The organism is Nocardioides sp. AE5, assembly GCF_031844485.1.
GTDB lineage: Bacteria > Actinomycetota > Actinomycetes > Propionibacteriales > Nocardioidaceae > Nocardioides.
Genome location: NZ_JAUZVI010000003.1, coordinates 261,333 through 280,230 on the forward strand (window position 1 = coordinate 261,333; position 18,898 = coordinate 280,230).

The window sequence follows — 18,898 nt, forward strand, 5'->3', positions numbered from 1 at the left end:
GGTTCAGTGCAGGCTCCAGCCGCCATCGACGGCGAGTGTGGCCCCGGTGATGTAGGAACCGGCATCCGAGGCCAGCAACAGCAGGGCGCCTGCGAGCTCCTCGGGATTGCCGAGCCGCCCCAGCGCCGTACGGTCGGTCAATGCGGCGGCCTGCGCGGGATCGGCCAGGAGCGGTTGGGTCAGTTCGGAGGCAAAGTATCCCGGGGCGAGGGCGTTGACCCGGATGCCCTTGCGACCCGACCACTGCATGGCCAGGTCCCGGGTCAAGCCGAGCAGGCCGGCCTTGGAGGCCGCATAGCCGGCCTGGGGCGTGGTGGTGCCGCTCAGCGCCAGGACCGAGGAAATGTTGACGATGCTTCCGCCGTGGCCGGCCGCTATGCAGTGTCGCGCGAACGCCAGCGCCATCTGGTGCGCACCGATCAGGTTGACGTCGATCACTGCGGTAAAGTCCTCGGGACCCTCCCGGTGGGCGGGCACGGTCCGGCTGGTGCCGGCGTTGTTCACCAGGACGTGCACGTCGCCGAGTTCGGCAACGGCCTGCGCGACGAGGTCGTCGCAGTCGGCCCGGCTGGAGACGTCGGTGCGGACGGCGAGGACGCGTCGTCCCAGCGCACGGATCTCCTCGGCAACGACCTGCAACTGCTCGGCCCGGCGTGCGCCCAGGGCGATGTCCGCACCTGCTGCGGCCAGGGTGCGGGCAAACTGGATGCCGAGGCCCGACGAGCCTCCGGTGACGATGGCGACCTTTCCGGAGAGGTCGAAGAGCCGGGCCGGGGCGGCCACCTGGTCAGTCACTGTGCAGCCGCACCGGAAGGCGCTTCAACCCGCGGGTCAGGATGACTTCGTTCCACTCGAGCTCCTCGTCGGCCAACGCGATGTCGGGAAACCTGGTCAGGATCCGGGGGATCACTGTAGTGGCCTCGAGCCTGGCCAGGATGGCGCCGAGGCAATAGTGGATCCCGATGCCGAAGGCGATGTGTGGGCTGCGCCCACGATTGAAGTCCAGCTTCTCAGGGTCCTCGAAGACCCGGGGATCGTGGTTGGCGCTGGAGAGCATCAGGAAGACCCGGTCTCCCTGCTTGATCCGCTGCCCACCGATCTCGATGTCCTCGCCAGCAATCCGGACCACCGCCTTGGCAGGGCCGTCGTAGCGGAGGAGTTCCTCCACGGCCTGGTCGATCAGGCCCGGGTCCTCGCGGAGCATGGCGGCCTGCTCCGGGTGCTGGATCAGCGCGAGGATGCTGTTGCCGATCAGGTTCGTGGTGGTCTCGTGCCCACCGAAGAGCAGGTTGACGCAGATCGCCACCAGCTCCGGCTCGGTCAGCGCATCCTCCCCACTGCGCGATTGCACCAGGGAACTGGCAAGGTCGTCACCGGGCTCGTCACGAACCCTGGCCAGGTGGGCCTTGATGTAGGCAACGAGTTCGGACATGCCGGACTGCGCCCTGGCATGGCGTCCCGGGTCCTCCAGCGCTCCGAAGATCAAGGCAGAGATGTCATCGGACCAGTTCTTGAAGAGCACCCGGTCCTCGGGTGGGACGCCCAGCATCGACGCGATCACGATTGCCGGAAGCGGATAGGCCACCTCCTCGATCAGGTCGATGGTGCCCTCACTGCGTGCCTTTGCGCCGGCCTCCTGGAGGAGTTCGTCAGCAATGCGCTCGACCTCCGGTCTCATCGCGGAGAGGATCCGCGGCGAGAACGCCTTGTGGACCAGGCGCCGGAAGCGCGTGTGCTCGGGCTGGTCGCGGAAGACGAGCCACCCGTTGAGCAACTCCAGGGTCTCGATCAGGTCATGCTTGGGCTCGGCCTTGGCGCGTTCTCGCTCGATGACCGGGGCGATCCGGTCCGACGAGAAGCGTGCGTCCGACATGGCGGCGCTCACGTCGGCGTGGCTGGTGATGACCCAGGACCGATAGCGAGCGTTCCAGTGGACCGGGTGTTGCTCACGGAGGCGGCCCAGGTACGTGTAGGGGTCGCGGACCGCCTCGGGGGAGAGGATCTCGTCCAGGTCCTCGTTGCTGCCCGGCCGTGCGTCCATGTCAGTTCCTCTCTCCGTGCTGGCCACGGAGCAGGGCCACCACGCACGCGTTCCCGTCGACGCCGGAGACCCCGCCGCCCATTGTCTCGACCAGGCCGACCCGGGCCCCGTCCACCTGACGACCTCCGGCCACCCCGCGCAACTGCCAGACCACCTCCGCGACCTGTGCCACGCCGGTCGCCCCAAGCGGATGACCACGTGAGAGCAGCCCACCTGAAGGGTTGATCGGCAGGGCGCCTCCCAGTGCGGTGGCGCCGGATGCAGCCCGTGCTCCGGCCTCTCCCGCCGGCGCGAGGCCAAGGGCCTCGGTGGTGGTCAACTCCCCGATGGTGAATGCGTCGTGGACCTCGGCCAGGTCCACGGCATCGGGGCCAAGGCCGGCTGCTTCGAAGACATCCTGGGCTGTGTCGTGGATCAGGCGATAGCCCCAGACATCATCGCTACGGTGGTCCCACGGGCCGCCCGAGCGTTGTGCGGAGGCGACCAGTTCGACATCGGTCGTGCTGACGCGGTTGCGGGACATCACCACGGCCGCGGCGCCGTCGGAGATCGGGCTGCACTGGAGCAGGGTGATCGGGTCCGAGATCATCGGGGAGGCAAGGACCTCCTCGATCGTGTACTCGCCGCGATACTGTGCCCGGTCGTTGTGCATGGCGTGGCGGTGGTTCTTCACCGAGACGGCGGCGAGTTGCTCGAGGGTGGTGCGCCCCTCGTAGAGCCAGCGGCTGGCTTCCATGGCATACATGCTCGGCATCGCGAGGCCGGTGCGACCCTCGGTGTCGGATTGCTGGGGGATGATCGGCCCGTTGAACAACGGGGTCATCTGCTCGACCCCGAGCACCAGCACCTGCTCATATCGGCCCGAGGTGAGGGCGACGGCAGCCTCGTGCAGGGCGGACGTGCCGCTGGCGCAGGCGTTCTCCACGGTGATCACGGGTACGCCGGTGATGGCATGTCCCTGGAGCACCCGCACCGCAACACCTGGCTCACCGAAGACGCTGCCGACATAGACCGCGTCGATCCCGGGGCGTGCTCCGGATGCCAGTTCAGCGTCGCTCAGCGCCTCGCCGATCGCCTGCCAGGCGAGTTCGGCAGGGGAGAGATCGGGCTGCTTGCCGAAGTTCGAGGTGCCTACCCCACTGATCCAGGTGCTCACGCGATCACCTCCACGGTCACGTCACCATCGACAGGTGCAACGAGTTCTACGGCGCTGCCCACCGCCGGCGCTTCCACTGCGCCGGCGACGTGGGCGAGCACCCTGGGGCCGTCCTCGAGGTCGACGTAGGCCAGCGCGTACGGCGGTTGTCGGTCTCCCACCGGGATCCGGACCACTGTCGATGACCAGATGACGCCAGCGGGACCAAAGCGCGCCTCGGCGACCGGACCGCCACAGGCGGCACAGGCGGGGCGGGGGGTCGGCATCGGGTGGTGGCACGCGGTGCAGGCCACGCCGACCACCTCCGGTGGTGTTCCCTGGACGCGTGGGCGGGGATCGGTCATCGGTCTCACTCCTGTGCAGTGCCGGTCAATGAGATAACCAAACAATAGGTTGGTAACGTCGGGATGGCAAGGAAGTCGGCGTTGGGTGTCATTGCTGCGCCATGCCAAGCGATGGGTCGTAGGGAAAGGGGGCCAGTCGGCGTTCCCGGGTGGCGAACAGGACGTCGCATGCACGATCGATCGCGGCAGTCGACGGCTCGCCCTGGTAGGTGATCGACGAGGCCGGGGGCCATCCCTGCATCAACTGGATGGTGTTGCCGAAGACAGTGAAGACCTGTCCGGTCACGGAACTCGCCCGATCGCTGACGAGCCATCCGAGGAATGCGGAGACGTGCTCGGGACGGTAGGCGCCAAAGGCTCCGGTCCCGTCCGCGCTGGCTCCCCAGGTGTGTTCGACCATCCTGGTCCGCGCCCGGGGTGCCATGGCATTCACGGTCACGCCATGGCGGATGAGTTCCCGGGCCGCGGCCTGGGTCAGGGCGGCAATCCCGGCCTTGGCTGCGGAGTAGTTGGTCTGTCCTGCATTGCCGTACAGGCCCGATTCGCTGACCGTGTTGACGACGCGTCCGCAGGGGGCGCGGCCCGGCGCCTCGTTGAGTGATCGCCAGTGCCGGGCAGCTGCGCGCAGCGGGGCAGCGTGTCCGCGCAGATGGACCCTGATCACGTCGTCCCACTCGGCAGCGTCCAGGTTGAAGACCATCCGGTCGCGGAGGATGCCTGCGTTGTTGACGAGGATGTCCAGGCGCCCGAAGGTGGCGACGGCGTTGGCAACCATGTGTTCGGCAACGTCGAAGCTGGAGCAGTCCCCACCGTCGTGGAGCGCCCGTCCGCCGCGTTCCTCGATCAGTGCGACGACCTCAGCTGCTGCTGACTCCGTGACCTTGCCGCCGGAGGTGCTGACCTCGAGGTCGTTGACCACCACGGCAGCGCCCAGGGAGGACAGGTGAAGGGCATGGGATCGCCCCAGCCCGCGGCCGGCACCGGTGACGAGGGCGACCTGCCCGGACAGGGGGAGCGCGGTCATGGAGCGGCCGGTCCGTCGCTGGCAGGTGCACTGCCTGCTCCACCGAGATAGGCGCGCTGCACCTCGGGTGAGGCAGCGACGTCCGCTGCTGTGCCTGACAGTACGACGCGGCCCCGCTCCACGACGTACGCCCGGTCAGCCAGGGCCAGGGCCCGGTCCACCATCTGCTCGACCAGCAGGATGCCCACCGGGAGGTGCTCGCGGATACGTGCGATGGTCTCGAACAGTTGCGTGGTCAGGGCGGGGCTGAGCCCGAGTGACGGCTCATCGAGCAGGAGATACCGGGGGCGACCGGCCAGGGCCCGCGCCAGGGCCACCTGTTGCTGCTCACCGCCCGAGAGCAGGCCGGCCCGTTGGTTCTCCCGTTCCTTGATGATGGGGAAGATGTCGCCGAGGACGTCGGCAGGCTCGGGATCGCTGCCTCGCTTGCCGACTGCGGAGCGGCCCAGGTTGATGTTCTCGCGAACGGTCAGGCCGGCAAAGAGCCGTCGTCCCTCGGGGACCATGATCAGGCCATGCCTGGCCCGTGAGTGTGAACTGCTTGCTCCGACCTGGGTGTCGTCCAGGATGATGTTGCCCGAGCGCAGGGGGAGCAGGCCCGCCAACGTGCGGGCCAGGGTGCTCTTCCCCGCGCCGTTGGCCCCGACCACCGCGACGATCTCCTCACGGTCGAGTTCCAGGTCGACGCCGTGCAGGACGCTGACCGAGCCATAGCCGCTGACGACGTCCCTGGCCTCAAGCATTCTGGTTCCCCTTGCCCTCGATGGTGACGTGGCCCGCGCCGAGATAGGCGGCCAGCACCCGTTCGTCCTGTTGCAGGCCAGCAGCGTCGCCGTGATAGATCCGTGCTCCGCGCTCCATGCAGGTGACCTCGTCGGCGACGCGGATCACCAGGCTCATGTCGTGCTCGACCAGCAAGATGGCGACTCCGGTGGCGGCAATGGCTTCCAGGGTGGTGCCCAGTTGATAGGTCTCGGAGGGGTTGAGCCCGGCGGCCGGCTCGTCCAGGATGAGGAACTCGGGATCGCTGGCCAGTGCACGGGCGAGTTCGACGGACCGTTGCAGGCCGTAGGGGAGTTCCCCGGCTGGGACGTCAGCGTGCTCCTCGATGCCGAGTGTGCCCAGCAGGCCCATGGCGCGCTCTCGTGCCTGCGCTTCGAGTCGGCGTACCTTGGGCAGGCGCAGCAGGGTGGCCAGGAATGACTCGCCGAGCTTGGCGTCCAGGCCCGCCATCACGTTGACCAGGGCGCTCTCGCCGTGGAAGAGCTGCGGAGTCTGGAAGGTGCGAGCCACCCCGAGCTGGTAGATGGCGTGGGGAGCCAGGCCGGTGGCATCGGCCCCGCGGATCTCGACACGTGAGGCGCCCTGGAGCGGGTAGACGCCCGTGATCAGGTTGACCAAGGTCGTCTTCCCGGCCCCGTTGGGGCCGACCAGCGCATGGATGGTCCCCGACCGAACGGACAGCTGCATGTCGTCGACCGCCTTCAGCCCGGCGAAGCTGTGGGTCACCCCGGTCAGGCGCATCACCTCGGCATGGGCGTGGTGCTCACTGGAGCCCTGCACCTGCTGGCGGACCGATTCGATGGGCGCCTCGTCGATGGGCGCCTCGTCGATGTCGAGCGCAGGCTCGTCTCCGCTCGTGGCGGCGGCAGGCGTGCGGGCTGCCCGCCAGCGGTGCCACAGTTGCTGGGCGCCGCCGGCCAGGCCGCTGGGCAGGAAGACCAGCGTCAGGATCAGCAGCAGGCCGGTGAGGCCCTCGTCGGAGAGGAACCAGGTGTCGCTCAAGTTCTCCTGCTGGAACTCCACGATGCCCTGCATGGCATGGGAATGTTCGAGCGTCATCAGCACCAGTACGCCGACCACGGGGCCATAGAGGCGACCGGAACCGCCCAGGATCACCATGATGATCAGGCTGAGGCTGAGGGTGAAGGTGAACGACTCGGGCTGCAGGTGGGCCTGCAACTGGGTCTGCATGGTGCCGGCCATGCCGCCGAACGCCGCGGCGACCGTGAAGACGGCGGTCTTGCGGCGTCGCGGGTTGATCCCGATGTGGGAGGCGACGATCTCGTTCGTGGCGAGGGCACGGAGGCTCCGGCCCCACGCGGACTCGGCCAGGTTGCGATAGGCGACGAACGAGAGGACTGCCAGCGCGCCGACCAGGAGCATGACCAAGGGGCCGGTCCCGGCGAAGAGTGGGGGTTCCAGGACAGTGCCGCCGATCGTGACCGGCTCGAGCAGGGAGGTGTCGTGGTTCGAGACGTTGGGATAGCCGGCCAACCTCCCGAACATCTCCAGTTCGACGAAGATCCGATGGACCATCACCGCAAAGGCGAGGGTGATCATGGCGACCTGGGGGCCGGACAGCCGTGCGGCCGCGAGCGACAGCACCGCACCGGCAGCGGCAGAGGCGCCGATGGCGACCACCAGGGAGACGGGCCAGGGGAGACCGGTCTCCAGCAGGGCCCATGCACTCACGTAGGCGCCGATGGCGACGAAGGCTCCCTGCCCCAGGGAGACGAGGCCCGCATAGCCGGCAAGCAGGTTCAGCCCACAGGCAGCTACCAGTGCGACGGCGATTGCCCCCATCGACTGGCTGCGGGAGATGGTCAGGGGGTCGCCGCCCAGCCCGGGGACGATGGCGAACGCCGCGACGGCGAGGGCAATGACCAGGACGAGGATGTCCTTGCGCAGCAGGCTCCTGCGCAGGGTGATCGTGGTGTCGGGCATCAGACCTTCTCCATGACGACGCGGCCCAGAAGGCCCTGGGGACGGACGGCAAGCACGATGACGGTGACCACGAGGCCGATGACGCCACCGACGGCGGTGCCCAGCCAGTCGGTGGCCACGACGGTGGCAACCCCATAGATGATGCCGCCGGCGAGCGCACCGGGAATGCTGTCCAGACCGCCCAGGATCGCGGCAGCGAACCCGGCGACCAGGAGCCCCTGGCCGGTGCTGATGGAGAGGCCGACCTCGGAGCTGTACATGATGCCCGCCGCGGCTGCGATGGTCATCGCGATGGCATAGGCGCCCAGGGCGACGAGGCCGGGATTGAGGCCCATCAGGGAAGCGGTCTCACGATCCTCGGCCACCGCGCGAAAGATGGTGCCCAGAGTGGTCCGCATGGTGAACCAGGTGAGCGCCAGGGTCACCCCGATCGCGACGACCAGGATCAGCAGGAACTGGGTGCTGACTTTGGTCCCCGCGATCGAGGTGAAGCCATCGAAGCCGATCCCGTTGAGTGCCTTCGTGCCCGAGCCCTGGGAGTTGCGCAGCAGGTCGAGCATGATCAGGGACAGGCCAGCCGTGGTGAGCAGCCACCGGATGTCGTGCGGCCCCGAGTTGAAGGGCCGCACGACAGTCCGCTCGACGACAGTGCCCAGCAGGCCGATCAGGACCACGGCGAGGGCCACTGCCAACCAGGCCGGGACATCGAGCGCAACGATGGCCAGGAAGAGGAATCCTCCGGCGGTGATGAACTCACCGAGGGCGAAGTTCAGGGTCCTGGTGGTCTGGAAGGTGAGCACGAAGGCGAGTGCGACCAGACCGTACAGTCCGCCGAGCGTCAAGCCGACGAGGACGGAGTCCATGGATTCTCCTCAGGGGATCGGTGTCGTCGGGTCAGTCGGCCTTGACGACCGTGCCCGACTCGTCGAACTGGTAGGAGATCCAGTCCTCCGGGGTGAACAACTCGTGGTCGTCCTGGCTGAACGGTGCGTCGAACTCCTGGCCCAGGACCTCGATGGACTCCAGCGCCTCGATGGCATCGCGGACGGCGGCGTAGTCGTTGGAGTCACCGGCCTCCGCGACTGCTGCGGCGTACGTCAGCGTCGCTGCATAGAGGGACCAGACCGCGGTCAGGATGAGCGGCTGCTCGCCGTACTCCTCCACATAGCGCTCCGTGAGGGCGACCAGTTCGGGCGACTCGAAGTCGATCGGTGCGGCGAAGACGGTGTTGTCCCACTCCTGGGGCTTGGAGAGCTCGACGAAGGCTGGATCGAGGATGGTTGCGGTCGCCACCACCTCGGGGTCGTAGTCGACCTGGGCCATGCTCCGCATCATCGTGGCGTGGTCCGCACCGGTGGTGAACCAGACGATGACTGTGTCGACGCCGGCACCCTTGAGCGTGTTGACCTGTGCCGTCATCGACGTGGCGCCGGGGTCCACGCCCTCTGCCCGCACCAGGTCGAGCCCGTTGGCCTCGGCGTAGGAGCTGACCGCGTCGTAGCCGGCCTGACCGAAGCCGTCCGTGCCATAGATCATGCCGACGGTCTTGCCCTCACCGAAGGCGACGTTGGCGACGGCCTCGATGTTCTGGGCGTTGTTGTAGTTGGTGCGGAAGCCCCAGTTGGGCTGGCTGGAGTAGTCGATGATCTCGTCGGCGGTGGGGATACCGGTCATCCACGGACGGCCAGCGCGCTGGATCACGGGCGCCACCTGGAGAGCGACCCCGGAGAGGGACGGGCCGAAGATCACGTCGACCTGCTCCTGGTTCAACAGCTCCTGGATCAGGCGCGCTCCGGTCTCGGGCTCGCCCTTGTCGTCGCGCTTGACGAGGTCGAAGGTGACGCCGTACCGCTCCTCGGCCTCATCCAGTGCCAGTTCGATCCCGCGCTCGAGTTCGATCCAGTACTGCGATGCCGGACTGGTCTTCGGTCCGATGACGCCAGCCTTGACCGAGAGCCCGCCTTCGCTGCCCTCGCTGGAACTGCCACATGCGGTCAGGCCGCCTGCGAGCAACAGCGCAGTGGTGACTGCCGCCACGATTCTCTTCTTCGCCACGATGCATCTCCTGGGTTTATAACCAAACGAACGGTTTGGAATGAGGTACATGGAATAGGTTCCGTGGCGTCGTGTCAAGGGTCACAATCCTTGCCATGTGGTCGAGCGGGGTCATAGTGATGTGCCGCCGTCGACCATCAGGGTCTGCCCCTGGACCATGGATGCATCTGGTGCGGTCAGCAGTTCGACGGCAGCAATCACGTCCGTGAAATCAAGCCGGCGGCCACTGGGGTTGGCGGCGGCAGCGGCGTCGAGTCGCCGTTGTGCAACTTCGCCGAACATGGTCCGGAAGGCAGGGGTGTCCAAGGCTCCTGCTGCGACTGTGTTCGCCCGTACGCCGAGCGGTGCCAGTTCGACCGCCAGATAACGGATCAGCGCCTCGCCCAGCGACTTGGGCGGGCCAAGTGCGACGTAGGACTTGATCACCCTGGTGGCACCCTGGCTGCTCAGGTAGATCACGCTGGAGCCCCGGCGGAGCAGGGGCAGGACACCCTGTGTGATCGGGATCAGGGAGGTTCCGTTCACGGCGATCGCGGCGGACAACTCTTCTGGGGCCACAGTGAGCGCGCCGCCCGTCACGGCCAGGGCTGCGCAATGTGCGTAGAGGCTCAGGTGGTCCGCATGCTCCCGGGCGGCCGCGATGAGGGCCTGGATGCCCTCGGGGGTGGCGAGGTCTGCCTTGACGAGGAAGGCGCGCTGGCCGCACTCCTCGATCTGTTCGCGCGTGGCATGGGCGGCGTCGTCGTTGGCGTGGTAGTTCACGATCACGTCGTGGCCGCGTGATGCCCAGTGGATGGCTATGGCGCGGCCGATGCCTGAGGAACCGCCGGTCACGAGGATGGTCATGGAGTCGCTCCGGTCCGAATCGATTCAGGTGGGTCGTGTGTGACCCTTGACACCTTCACCATAACCGACTGTATGGTTGCTTACGTTCCACTCGATATGACCCCCGTCACACCTTGGAGCACATGTGATCAAGCTTGATGGAGAACCAGTCAACGGAGTCCGGCTCAAGGAGGTCTTCGGGTGCTTCCCGAGTGGTGTCACCGCGGTCAGCGCACTGATTGACGGCGAGCCAGTCGGGATGGCGGCCAGTTCGTTCACGGCCGTGTCGCTGGACCCGCCGCTGGTCTCCGTCTGCATGCAGGTGACTTCCCAGACCTGGCGCAAGTTGCGATCCCAGCATCGCCTCGGCGTCAGTGTGCTGTCCCAGGCGCAGGGCCATGCCTGTCGTTCCCTGGCGAGCCCCGAAGGTGACCGCTTCGACGGCGTGGCGTGGGACGTGACCGCGGACGGAGCGGTGCTGATCGAGGGGGCGACGGCCTGGCTGAACTGCGGAATCCACACCGTGGTCCCGGCCGGGGACCACGCCATCGTCCTGCTCCGGGTGCACGAACTCCTCGGCAACGTCAGTGTCGAGCCCCTCGTGTTCCACCGGAGTCGCTTCCGTGCGCTCGTCAGTGTGCAAGGCACGGCCTGAAGCAGAGCCTGAAGCTTGTCGAAACCAACCCAATGCCGGACCCAACCAATGCTGATTCGGAAGGAATATCCATGAAGTTTGGAATCTTCACCATGCCCGAGCACCCCCCTCGGGAGAACTGGACCCTGTCCTATGACCGGGACATCGACGAGATCGTCCTTGCGGAGAAGCTCGGCTTCGATGAGTTCTGGATCGGTGAGCACCACACCGGTGGCTACGAAAACGTGCCGATCCCCGAGTTCATGATCGCCAAGGCGTCGGCGGTGACCACGAAGATCCGTCTCGGCACGGGCGTGGTCAACCTGCCCTACCAGGATCCCTTCCTGGTCGCCGAACGGCTTGCCTTCCTGGACCACCTCACCCGCGGCCGGTTGATCTATGGCTTCGGCGGCGGTGGCCTGCCCACGGACAAGGCGTTGTTCCAGATGGCCCCCGATGAGGCAACCCCACGGACCAACGAATCGCTCGAGATCATCTGGAAGCTGCTGACCTCGGATGAACCGGTGACCCACCAGGGCACCTTCTGGCACTACGAGGACCGTCAGCTGCAGGTGGGGCCGTACCAGATGGTGCCGCCCTTCGGAGTGGCCGGGCTGACCGGCACGCACAACTTCGAGAAGTGCGGCAACCGCGGCTGGATTCCGCTCAGTGTCTACTTCGCACCGATCCACAGCAACGCAGCGCCGGACCTGGTCGGCCACCGCGATGCGATGCTCGCGGGGGCAAGGGAGGCCGGCCTGGACGAGGCCGCTGCCCTGGCGAACTGGCGGGTGAGCCGCGAGGTCTACGTCTCCGACAGCAAGGAGCAGGCCTTCGCCGAGATCCGTGAAGGCGTGAAGCGTTCCTACGACTACCTCCTCGGTCTCGGCCTCGGGGCGTTGATGAAGCTCGACCCCGACTTCCCCGACGAGCAGCTCTCCTTCGAGTGGATGGCAGAGAACATCCCGTGGATCATCGGCAGCCCGGAGGACTGCGTCCAGCAGATCAACGAGCTCCGCGAAGAGGTCGGGGAGTTCGGCACCTTCCTGATCAACTCCCGTGACTGGGTGACCACCGACAGGTGGAACCGATCGCTCGAGCTCTTCGCCCGCTATGTGATGCCACAGTTCCAGGCCAACCAGCACATGGCCCGGCGCGAGCGCCTGGCAAAGGTAGCCCTCGGGATCGACTGACCACGCCAAACCCACGAACGCTCACTCGTTGACGCTCGAGAGCTCAATTGTTGTTGTCCCGGCGACAACGACTGAGCTTTCGCGGCGCAACGAGTGAGCGTTCGTGTGGGCTAGGGTCGGCAGATGACCGACTGGCGAACTGAACGCGTGGACCGGCTCCGCTCCCTGATCGCCTCTGGCGACCCGGCGATGGTCGAGGAGACCAAGTGGCGCAAGCCGACCAACCCGGACGGCGTCCCGACGTTCTCCTGTGACGGGCTGGTCGCGACGGTGGAGACCTACAAGGACAAGGTCAAGGTCACCTTCGCCAAGGGGGCCTCCCTGACGGATCCGCAGGGGGTGTTCAACGCGAGCTTGGACGCCGGCACGCGCCGGGCCGTGGACCTCAAGGAGTCCGACGCGCTCGACGAGGACGCATTCGTGCAGCTGGTCAAGGACGCGGTGGCGCTCAACCGCGGCTGAGCCTCACCCCAGCCGGGCGCGCGCGGCGTTGAGCGCCGCGGTGCACCCGGACCACATCTCACTGATCACCTGTGCGACCGGCACGATCGTGTCGATGCGAGCGGAGACCTGACCGGTGTTCGCGACACTGGCATCCATCTCGCCGTTGAAGTAGAGGTCGGTGATCCGCTCCAGCACGTTCCCCGACTCCTCGCCGGCCTCGATGGCGGTGGTGATGGCATTGCGCAGCACCCGCATCGTCACCTGAGAGCCGGGGGTGACGAGCACGGTCGCATCATCGCCTGCCGCGGTGATGGCGTCCTTGAAGTTCGTGTGTACGACGGACTCGGTGGTGGCAAGCATCCGCGTGCCCATCTGGACACCTTCGGCTCCGAGCACGAACGCCGCGGCCATGGAGGCCGCATCGCAGATGCCGCCGGCGGCGATCAGCGGCAGGTCAGTCCGTGAGGCGATCAGCGGGAGCAGCACCATGGTGGAGGCGCCCAGGGCTCCCTTGAACCCACCGCCCTCGACTCCCTCGACGACCAGGCCGTCGACACCTGCGTCGATCGCCTTCTGCGCCGCGCGCAGGGAGCCGACCACATGGAAGACGGTGAGGCCCGCGTCGTGGAGACGATCGGTGAAGAGTGCCGGGTCCCCGGCCGAGGTGGCGACGTACTTCACCGGCGACTGCGCGATCGTCTCCACGATCGAGGGGTCCTGCTTCCACCCCTGGATCATCAGGTTGGCGCCGACCGGGCGATCGGTCAGATGGTGGATCCGGGCCAGGTCCTCGCGTCCTTGCGGGGAGAGCGTCTCCAGCACGCCCATGCCTCCTGCCGCGGAGACGGCGACGGCCAGGTCGGCATTGGCGATGAACGTCATCGGAGCCTGCACGATCGGGATCTCGATGCCGAGCAGTTGCTGCACGCGGTTGGTCATGCCACCCGAGTATGGCCAACCGCGACGGACGCTCCTTGCGCCACGCCGCAACCGCTGGCCAGACTGGCCGCACTCGCAGACCACCAGGAGGAACCGTGCCCGTGCACATCGAGACCCGTGACCGGGTCAGCACCGTGATCATGGACCGCCCCGAGCGACGCAACGCAGTCGACGGCGAGATGGCAGCAGCCCTGGCCGAGGCGTTCCGGGCCTTCGACGCGGACCCCGCCGCCGACGTCGCGGTGCTGTGGGGCACCGGCGGCAACTTCTGCGCCGGCGCGGACCTGAAGGCCGTCGGGACGGAGGCAAGCAACGTGGTCAGCCCCGACGGGGACGGGCCGATGGGGCCGACCCGGATGCAGCTCACCAAGCCGGTGATCGCCGCGATCGAGGGGTACGCCGTCGCCGGCGGGCTGGAGCTGGCGCTCTGGTGCGACCTTCGCGTGGTGGCCTCGGATGCGACGCTCGGAGTCTTCTGCCGCCGGTGGGGCGTGCCGCTGATCGATGGTGGCACGGTGCGGTTGCCGCGCCTGATCGGGACGAGCCGGGCGATGGACCTCATCCTGACCGGGCGTCCGGTGGCGGCTGGCGAGGCGATGGACATCGGGCTGGCCAACCGGATGGTCGAGCCGGGCCAGGCGCGCGACGCGGCCGAGGCGCTCGCCCGTGAGATCGCGGCCTTCCCGCAAACCTGCCTGCGCAACGACCGCCGCTCGGTGCTCGAGCAGCGCGGGCTGACCGAGCCCGAGGCCATGGGTTTCGAACTGGGGGTGGGGGTGGAATCCCTCAAGGCTGACGGGCTCGGCGGCGCGGGACGGTTCGCCCAGGGCGCGGGCAGGCACGGAGAGTTCGACGGTTAGCCCGGGAGGCTACGACGCATCACCAGGCGCGGCATCTTGCTCGCCTGTGCGTCGGTGGTACCGATGACGTCGAACCCGACGGCCTCGAACATGGCTCGCGTTCCGACGAACGCCATCGTCAGGTCCATCCTGCCATCGGGGTCGACAGGGTGCGCTTCGACGGCAACCGCACCCTGGGCAGCGGCGTGGGCGACTGCCCCCTCGAGCAGGGGCCTGGTGTAACCCCGCCGTCGGTGACCGCCGCGGATCACAGTGCAGATGATGCTCCACACGGGGACGTCATCGACCGGCCGGATCAGCTTCGACGCCTCGAGGCGTGGGATCGCGGTGCGTGGCGAGATCGAGCACCATCCGACCGGAACGCCGTCGGCATAGCCGATCACGCCAGGCGCGGGATCGCGCTCGGACAAGCAGCGCATCGCCTGCTCCCGGCTCTCCCCGCCGAGTTCGCGGATCTCACCCGCGGAGATGCGGTGGGACAGGCACCAGCAGTGCGTCGAGCGCCGATTGGGATTGACCACGTCGGCGAAGTCCTCGAACCGACCGGGCGTCAGCGGGTGCACCTCGAACTCCATGGCTCCTTGCTATCGCATGTGACCGACATGCGCGACTGGAGTGGGCTCCGCGAAGCCTAGATTCGGCGTCATGTGCCGTCATCAACCACTGCTCGTCCGCCCCACCGCCCAGGTTGCCGTCCCATGATCAGCCCCGAACACGCCGCCGCCCGCCTCGAACAGGTACGCCGTGAGACGCTCACCCGGCTGGCCAGCCTGAGCGAGGACTACGCCGAGGTGATCGCGGCCTCCAAGGACACGAACGCCGACGACGAGCATGACCCGGAGGGAGCGACGATCGCGTTCGAGCGCTCGCAGGTCGGCTCACTCGTCCGGCAGGCCGCGCAACAACTCGAGGAGATCGAGGCTGCCCTGCGCAGGGTGGAGGAGGGGACCTATGGGCTCTGCGAGCGCTGCGGGAGCGAGATCGCCCCGGGTCGTCTGGACGCCAGACCGGTTGCACGCACCTGTATCGCCTGCGCCAGCGCTGGGTGAAGAAGTAGTGCGATACGCGCGAATCAGGCGTAATGTCGCAAGACGGACACCAGTGTCGACATAGCCAGGAGTCACCATGAACCACCTGCCGTCCGGAAAACGTACGTCGATCCTCCGCGCCCTCACGGTCCGGGCGGGAGTGCCGCTGGCGCTGTGCGGCCTGCTGCTCACGGGATGTTCCGGTGATGACGAGCCCGCCCAGGAGCAGGAGCAGGGGCAGACGGGCCAGCAGGGCGGCTCGGTCGATGAGGGCGACGACGCCCCGGACGAGGGCGGCGCTGCAGACAGCGGTGATGAAGACGTCGAGATGGGCGACGTCAGCGTCGGGACCAAGTTGCCCGACGGGTTGCCCGACGACCTGCCGCTGCCTGACCGGGCGCCGACCTCCGTGGTGACCGTCGGCAGTGGCGGCGACCAGGTCGGTGGCGGATGGTCGCTGAACTATGACGGGGTGAGCAAGGCGGAAGTGGAGCAGATGGTCCAGCAAGCGGAGGCCGCGGGCTACAAGGTCGGCGGTCCCTTCGGTAGCGACTCCTCCGAGCGGTGGACGCTCAGCAACGGCACGCACTCGGTCCTCGTCCTCTTCTCCGACGACGCCAACCTGAGCCTGACGGTCACGAAGATGTCGTGATCGGCTGGCCAACCATGCGGTGGGAGACTGGGTGACGTGAGGATCTTTCGTGCCAGCTTCGCTTCCGTCTATCCGCACTATGTGGCGAAGGCGGAGAAGAAGGGGCGTTCCAGGGAAGAAGTCGATGAGGTGATCTGCTGGCTGACCGGCTTCGATCGGGCCGAACTCGAACAGCACCTCGCCGACGAGACCACGTTCGAACAGTTCTTCGCCGCTGCTCGGGTCAACCCCGCAGCATCGCTGATCACCGGAGTGGTCTGCGGCGTACGGGTCGAGGAGGTGGAGGATCCGCTGATGCAGCAGATCCGCTGGCTCGACAAGTTGGTCGACGAACTGGCCCGGGGCAAGGCGTTGGAGAAGGTGTTGCGCACGCCGGTCTAGTGCGTCCGCAAGCGCTCCAATGCCTGCGCCACCGCGGGTCGTACGCCGACCGGCACGTTGGAGCGCGGCGGGAACCCCGTGAGTGGAGCGATGTCGTGCTCACCCACCACCGTGGTGATGTTGCACAGCAACTGGTGCACGCGATCCTCGCCGTGGCTGGTGAGCCCCACCAGGTCCGACACCAGCCTCCGCTGGTGCACGGCCTTGCCGGCGTGTTCGTCGACGAGGGCGTCCAGGTAGCGCTCCACCGCCACTGCGATCTCCGCTTCGGCCCAGGTACGCCGGGTGGGTGGCGTCGATCCGTCCGGTGCGGCCCACTTGCCCGACGCGAGCACTGCCAGGTCGCCCCCGGAGATCAGCGCCTCGGCACAACGACGCAGGTCGAGTTGCCACGTGAAGAGCAGGTCACCCACGTCGCGGATCTCGTCCTCGTGGCGTGACCACACGGCCCTGGCGACTTCCAGTGCGGTCGCCGGGCCGTCGGCGAGGACCTCGAGGAGCCAGGTCCTGATCAACGCGTCCGTCTGCACGGGGCCACCCTGTCACGGATCGCGCCCCGGTCACCGTGCGGCGGCGTACTCCCGGGCAACGGCCGCGCCGAGGACGGCGTTGTTGCGGACCAGCGCGATGTTGGCGGTGAGGCTGGCACCCTGGGAGATCTCCACAATCCGGTTCAGCAGGTACGGTGTGGCGTCCTTGCCGTGGATGCCCTCGCCCTCCATGTCATGCAGGGCCTGGCTGATCACGCCGTCGATCTCCGCAGCGGGGATCTCGTCCGCGGCCGGGATCGGGTTCGCCAGGACGACTCCGCCGTGGATGCCCAGGTCCCACTTCGCGCGCATCAGGCCGGCCACCTCTGCCGGCGTGTCCAGGCGCATCGGAGCAGCGAAGCCGCTGGAGCGGGAGAAGAAGGACGGGAACTCATCGGTGCCATAGGCGACGACGGGGACGCCGAGGGTCTCCAGCTTCTCCAGGGTCAGGCCGATGTCCAGGATGCTCTTCACGCCGGCCGAGACCACGGCGACATCAGTGGTGCCGAGTTCGGTCAGGTCGGCGCTGACGTCCATCGACTGCTCGGCGCCGCGGTGTACGCCGCCCAGGCCGCCGGTGACGAAGACGCGGATCCCGGCCAGGGCAGCCAGGCGCATCGTGGAGGCCACGGTGGTCGCGCCGTGCAGGCCCTGCGCCACGACGTACGGGAGATCGCGGACGCTGACCTTGGTGATGTTGTCGTCGGAACCGAGCAGTTCCAGTCCGTCGGCGTCCAGGCCGACCCGGGGGACGCCGTCCAGGATCGCGATGGTCGCAGGCACGGCACCGTTGTCGCGGATGATCTGCTCCACCTCGTTGGCCATGGCGACGTTTTCCGGGTAGGGCATGCCGTGGCTGATGATGGTGGACTCCAGGGCGACCACGGGGCGGCCGTCGGCCAGCGCGTCGTGGACCTCGTCGGTGAGGCGGAGCATGGGGTGTGTCATCGGGTTCCTCCGGTGGCGGTCTGGGTGACCAGGCGGGCGGTCAGGTCGGGGCGGACGGTGTGCGGGCTGTTGATGGTCAGGGCTGCTGCGACGTGGGCCCAGGCCGCTGCTTCGACGGGTTCCTTGCCGTCGAGCAGGGCATGGACGAAGGCGGCCAGGGCGGCATCGCCGGCGCCGGTGACGTCGACGACGTCGATCGGGTGGGCGTCGAGGAAGACGTGGCTCCCGGTGCTGGAGAGCAGCGACCCGCGCCCGCCGAGGCGGACCCAGACGTGCTCGACGCCGCGGTCGTGGAGTTGGGCTGCGGCCTTGAGGAGTTGGCGATCGGTGCGTGCGGGCAGGTCGGTCAGTGCGGTGAGTTCGTCGGCGTTCGGGGTGACCGCGAAGACGGGGCGGTCCGCGACGAGGGCGGGGGAGAGGAGGCGGGCCTTGGCGACGCTGACCGGTTCCACCACGATCCGGGTGCCGGCCTCGTGGCACAGGTCGAGGGCCCGGGCCAGGGTTGGCGCGGCGAGGTTGCCGTCCAGGACGACGTGGCTCGCGTGGCCGATCAGGTCGCGCGCGGCCTCGACGGCCTCGGGGCCCATCTCGTCGCTGGCCGCCATGTCGGCGACGGCGATCACGAGTTCGCCGTCGGCGTCGAGGATTGCGGTGTAGGTCCCGGTGGCGGTCGCGGTACGTCGTACGTGCTCGACGTGGACGCCGGCCGCGGAGGTGGCGGCGAGCAGGCCGTCACCGATCGGATCGGTGCCCACGTTGGCGACCAGGTGGGTGCGGGTGCCGAGGCGAGCAAGGTTCTCGGCGATGTTGCGGCCCACGCCGCCGGGCGTCATCTCGCCGCGGCCGGGATTGCTGGTTCCCTGGCTGGCGGGGGCGAGGCTGTGTGCCTTGACGTCGATGTTGGCCCCGCCGATCACCACCACTGCCGGCTGGTCACTCAGGATGTAGCCGCGTCCGAGGATGACGCCCTTCTTGCCCAGGTTCGACAGGTGCACGTTGACCGCCTGGCGGGTGCTGCCGAGCGCCCGGGCGATGGCCTCGGAGGACGCCAGTGGGTCGCGGCGGAGCAGCGCAACGATCTCCTGCTCGCGGTCCGTGAGTTCCATGCTTGCTAAGA

At 67.9% G+C, this 18,898-nt stretch carries 22 protein-coding genes; 7 read left to right on the plus strand and 15 right to left on the minus strand.

Translation table 11 applies throughout. The annotated features are described in order from the left end of the window. Positions 1-3: 3 nt before the first annotated feature. The 10 genes from Q9R27_RS07005 to Q9R27_RS07050 form a co-directional block, all read right to left on the minus strand. The gene (locus Q9R27_RS07005; RefSeq protein ID WP_311251633.1) at positions 4-795 is read right to left on the minus strand and encodes an SDR family oxidoreductase; all 792 of its coding nucleotides are present in this window, start codon (positions 793-795) and stop codon (positions 4-6) included. Continuing rightward, entirely contained in the window at positions 788-2,041 is a 1,254-nt protein-coding gene (locus Q9R27_RS07010; protein ID WP_311251634.1) for a cytochrome P450, read from the minus strand. The genes Q9R27_RS07005 and Q9R27_RS07010 overlap by 8 nt, the downstream gene beginning before the upstream one ends. A gap of 1 nt (position 2,042) precedes the next feature. Next, positions 2,043-3,197 (minus strand): thiolase family protein, encoded by a 1,155-nt coding sequence (locus tag Q9R27_RS07015; RefSeq protein ID WP_311251635.1) that lies wholly within the window; start codon positions 3,195-3,197, stop codon positions 2,043-2,045. Next, positions 3,194-3,541 (minus strand): OB-fold domain-containing protein, encoded by a 348-nt coding sequence (locus Q9R27_RS07020; RefSeq protein WP_311251636.1) that lies wholly within the window; start codon positions 3,539-3,541, stop codon positions 3,194-3,196. The genes Q9R27_RS07015 and Q9R27_RS07020 overlap by 4 nt, the downstream gene beginning before the upstream one ends. Positions 3,542-3,629: 88 nt before the next feature. Then, positions 3,630-4,565 carry an SDR family NAD(P)-dependent oxidoreductase gene (locus tag Q9R27_RS07025; RefSeq protein ID WP_311251637.1) on the minus strand — a complete coding sequence of 312 codons (936 nt, stop codon included), beginning with the start codon at positions 4,563-4,565 and terminating at the stop codon, positions 3,630-3,632. Next, positions 4,562-5,308, minus strand: coding sequence for an ABC transporter ATP-binding protein (locus tag Q9R27_RS07030; protein ID WP_311251638.1), 747 nt, complete (start codon positions 5,306-5,308; stop codon positions 4,562-4,564). Before Q9R27_RS07030 ends, Q9R27_RS07025 begins: the two co-directional genes overlap by 4 nt. After that, a complete protein-coding gene (locus Q9R27_RS07035) occupies positions 5,301-7,292 on the minus strand; it encodes a branched-chain amino acid ABC transporter ATP-binding protein/permease (RefSeq protein WP_311251639.1) in 1,992 nt (663 codons plus the stop codon). Before Q9R27_RS07035 ends, Q9R27_RS07030 begins: the two co-directional genes overlap by 8 nt. Next, the gene (locus tag Q9R27_RS07040) at positions 7,292-8,155 is read right to left on the minus strand and encodes a branched-chain amino acid ABC transporter permease (protein ID WP_311251640.1); all 864 of its coding nucleotides are present in this window, start codon (positions 8,153-8,155) and stop codon (positions 7,292-7,294) included. The genes Q9R27_RS07035 and Q9R27_RS07040 overlap by 1 nt, the downstream gene beginning before the upstream one ends. Positions 8,156-8,186: 31 nt before the next feature. Further along, a complete protein-coding gene (locus tag Q9R27_RS07045; RefSeq protein ID WP_311251641.1) occupies positions 8,187-9,347 on the minus strand; it encodes an ABC transporter substrate-binding protein in 1,161 nt (386 codons plus the stop codon). 111 nt (positions 9,348-9,458) lie between these two features. Beyond that, the gene (locus Q9R27_RS07050; RefSeq protein ID WP_311251642.1) at positions 9,459-10,193 is read right to left on the minus strand and encodes an SDR family oxidoreductase; all 735 of its coding nucleotides are present in this window, start codon (positions 10,191-10,193) and stop codon (positions 9,459-9,461) included. 124 nt (positions 10,194-10,317) lie between these two features. On the opposite strand from Q9R27_RS07050, the gene Q9R27_RS07055 reads away from it, so the two are divergent. The 3 genes from Q9R27_RS07055 to Q9R27_RS07065 all read left to right on the plus strand — a co-directional run bounded on the left by Q9R27_RS07055 (position 10,318) and on the right by Q9R27_RS07065 (position 12,461). Beyond that, entirely contained in the window at positions 10,318-10,827 is a 510-nt protein-coding gene (locus tag Q9R27_RS07055) for a flavin reductase family protein (protein ID WP_311251643.1), read from the plus strand. Positions 10,828-10,898: 71 nt separating this feature from the next. Beyond that, on the plus strand, positions 10,899-11,999 hold the full coding sequence (locus tag Q9R27_RS07060) for an LLM class flavin-dependent oxidoreductase (RefSeq protein WP_311251644.1): 1,101 nt from the start codon (positions 10,899-10,901) through the stop codon (positions 11,997-11,999). Positions 12,000-12,122: 123 nt separating this feature from the next. Next, positions 12,123-12,461: a DUF1801 domain-containing protein gene (locus Q9R27_RS07065; RefSeq protein ID WP_311251645.1), complete on the plus strand. Its 339-nt coding sequence runs from the start codon at positions 12,123-12,125 to the stop codon at positions 12,459-12,461. A 3-nt stretch (positions 12,462-12,464) separates the two neighbouring features. Here Q9R27_RS07065 and Q9R27_RS07070 read toward each other — a convergent pair whose 3' ends face one another. Then, the gene (locus Q9R27_RS07070; protein ID WP_311251646.1) at positions 12,465-13,382 is read right to left on the minus strand and encodes a nitronate monooxygenase; all 918 of its coding nucleotides are present in this window, start codon (positions 13,380-13,382) and stop codon (positions 12,465-12,467) included. 95 nt (positions 13,383-13,477) lie between these two features. Between Q9R27_RS07070 and Q9R27_RS07075 the strand changes: the two genes are divergently transcribed. Next, positions 13,478-14,242 carry a crotonase/enoyl-CoA hydratase family protein gene (locus tag Q9R27_RS07075; protein ID WP_311251647.1) on the plus strand — a complete coding sequence of 255 codons (765 nt, stop codon included), beginning with the start codon at positions 13,478-13,480 and terminating at the stop codon, positions 14,240-14,242. On the opposite strand, the gene Q9R27_RS07080 is transcribed toward Q9R27_RS07075, so the two are convergent. Then, positions 14,239-14,817, minus strand: coding sequence for a GNAT family N-acetyltransferase (locus tag Q9R27_RS07080; protein WP_311251648.1), 579 nt, complete (start codon positions 14,815-14,817; stop codon positions 14,239-14,241). The genes Q9R27_RS07075 and Q9R27_RS07080 overlap by 4 nt on opposite strands. A gap of 123 nt (positions 14,818-14,940) precedes the next feature. Here Q9R27_RS07080 and Q9R27_RS07085 point away from each other — a divergent pair, with 123 nt between their 5' ends. The 3 genes from Q9R27_RS07085 to Q9R27_RS07095 all read left to right on the plus strand — a co-directional run bounded on the left by Q9R27_RS07085 (position 14,941) and on the right by Q9R27_RS07095 (position 16,303). Beyond that, positions 14,941-15,291 (plus strand): TraR/DksA C4-type zinc finger protein, encoded by a 351-nt coding sequence (locus Q9R27_RS07085; protein WP_311251649.1) that lies wholly within the window; start codon positions 14,941-14,943, stop codon positions 15,289-15,291. 76 nt (positions 15,292-15,367) lie between these two features. Then, entirely contained in the window at positions 15,368-15,922 is a 555-nt protein-coding gene (locus Q9R27_RS07090) for a hypothetical protein (RefSeq protein WP_311251650.1), read from the plus strand. Positions 15,923-15,958: 36 nt separating this feature from the next. Beyond that, a complete protein-coding gene (locus Q9R27_RS07095) occupies positions 15,959-16,303 on the plus strand; it encodes a DUF2200 domain-containing protein (protein WP_311251651.1) in 345 nt (114 codons plus the stop codon). Here the strand turns inward: Q9R27_RS07095 and Q9R27_RS07100 are convergent. The 3 genes from Q9R27_RS07100 to Q9R27_RS07110 are packed head-to-tail and all read right to left on the minus strand — an operon-like array spanning position 16,300 to position 18,887. Continuing rightward, a complete protein-coding gene (locus Q9R27_RS07100) occupies positions 16,300-16,833 on the minus strand; it encodes a hypothetical protein (RefSeq protein ID WP_311251652.1) in 534 nt (177 codons plus the stop codon). The two genes, Q9R27_RS07095 and Q9R27_RS07100, sit on opposite strands and share 4 nt — an antisense overlap. 30 nt (positions 16,834-16,863) lie before the next feature. Beyond that, entirely contained in the window at positions 16,864-17,781 is a 918-nt protein-coding gene (locus Q9R27_RS07105; RefSeq protein ID WP_311251653.1) for a pseudouridine-5'-phosphate glycosidase, read from the minus strand. After that, complete coding sequence (locus tag Q9R27_RS07110; RefSeq protein WP_311251654.1) at positions 17,778-18,887, minus strand: carbohydrate kinase; 1,110 nt, start codon at positions 18,885-18,887, stop codon at positions 17,778-17,780. The genes Q9R27_RS07105 and Q9R27_RS07110 overlap by 4 nt, the downstream gene beginning before the upstream one ends. Positions 18,888-18,898: the final 11 nt, after the last annotated feature.

Bases quoted from the DNA above. Each gene is read 5' to 3' on its own strand.
- Q9R27_RS07010 (WP_311251634.1), bottom strand. From the start codon at position 2,041: ATGGACGCACGGCCGGGCAGCAACGAGGACCTGGACGAGATCCTCTCC.
- Q9R27_RS07020 (WP_311251636.1), bottom strand. From the start codon at position 3,541: ATGACCGATCCCCGCCCACGCGTCCAGGGAACACCACCGGAGGTGGTC.
- Q9R27_RS07025 (WP_311251637.1), bottom strand. From the start codon at position 4,565: ATGACCGCGCTCCCCCTGTCCGGGCAGGTCGCCCTCGTCACCGGTGCC.
- Q9R27_RS07030 (WP_311251638.1), bottom strand. From the start codon at position 5,308: ATGCTTGAGGCCAGGGACGTCGTCAGCGGCTATGGCTCGGTCAGCGTC.
- Q9R27_RS07035 (WP_311251639.1), bottom strand. From the start codon at position 7,292: ATGCCCGACACCACGATCACCCTGCGCAGGAGCCTGCTGCGCAAGGAC.
- Q9R27_RS07040 (WP_311251640.1), bottom strand. From the start codon at position 8,155: ATGGACTCCGTCCTCGTCGGCTTGACGCTCGGCGGACTGTACGGTCTG.
- Q9R27_RS07050 (WP_311251642.1), bottom strand. From the start codon at position 10,193: ATGACCATCCTCGTGACCGGCGGTTCCTCAGGCATCGGCCGCGCCATA.
- Q9R27_RS07060 (WP_311251644.1), top strand. From the start codon at position 10,899: ATGAAGTTTGGAATCTTCACCATGCCCGAGCACCCCCCTCGGGAGAAC.
- Q9R27_RS07065 (WP_311251645.1), top strand. From the start codon at position 12,123: ATGACCGACTGGCGAACTGAACGCGTGGACCGGCTCCGCTCCCTGATC.
- Q9R27_RS07070 (WP_311251646.1), bottom strand. From the start codon at position 13,382: ATGACCAACCGCGTGCAGCAACTGCTCGGCATCGAGATCCCGATCGTG.
- Q9R27_RS07080 (WP_311251648.1), bottom strand. From the start codon at position 14,817: ATGGAGTTCGAGGTGCACCCGCTGACGCCCGGTCGGTTCGAGGACTTC.
- Q9R27_RS07085 (WP_311251649.1), top strand. From the start codon at position 14,941: ATGATCAGCCCCGAACACGCCGCCGCCCGCCTCGAACAGGTACGCCGT.
- Q9R27_RS07090 (WP_311251650.1), top strand. From the start codon at position 15,368: ATGAACCACCTGCCGTCCGGAAAACGTACGTCGATCCTCCGCGCCCTC.
- Q9R27_RS07105 (WP_311251653.1), bottom strand. From the start codon at position 17,781: ATGACACACCCCATGCTCCGCCTCACCGACGAGGTCCACGACGCGCTG.
- Q9R27_RS07110 (WP_311251654.1), bottom strand. From the start codon at position 18,887: ATGGAACTCACGGACCGCGAGCAGGAGATCGTTGCGCTGCTCCGCCGC.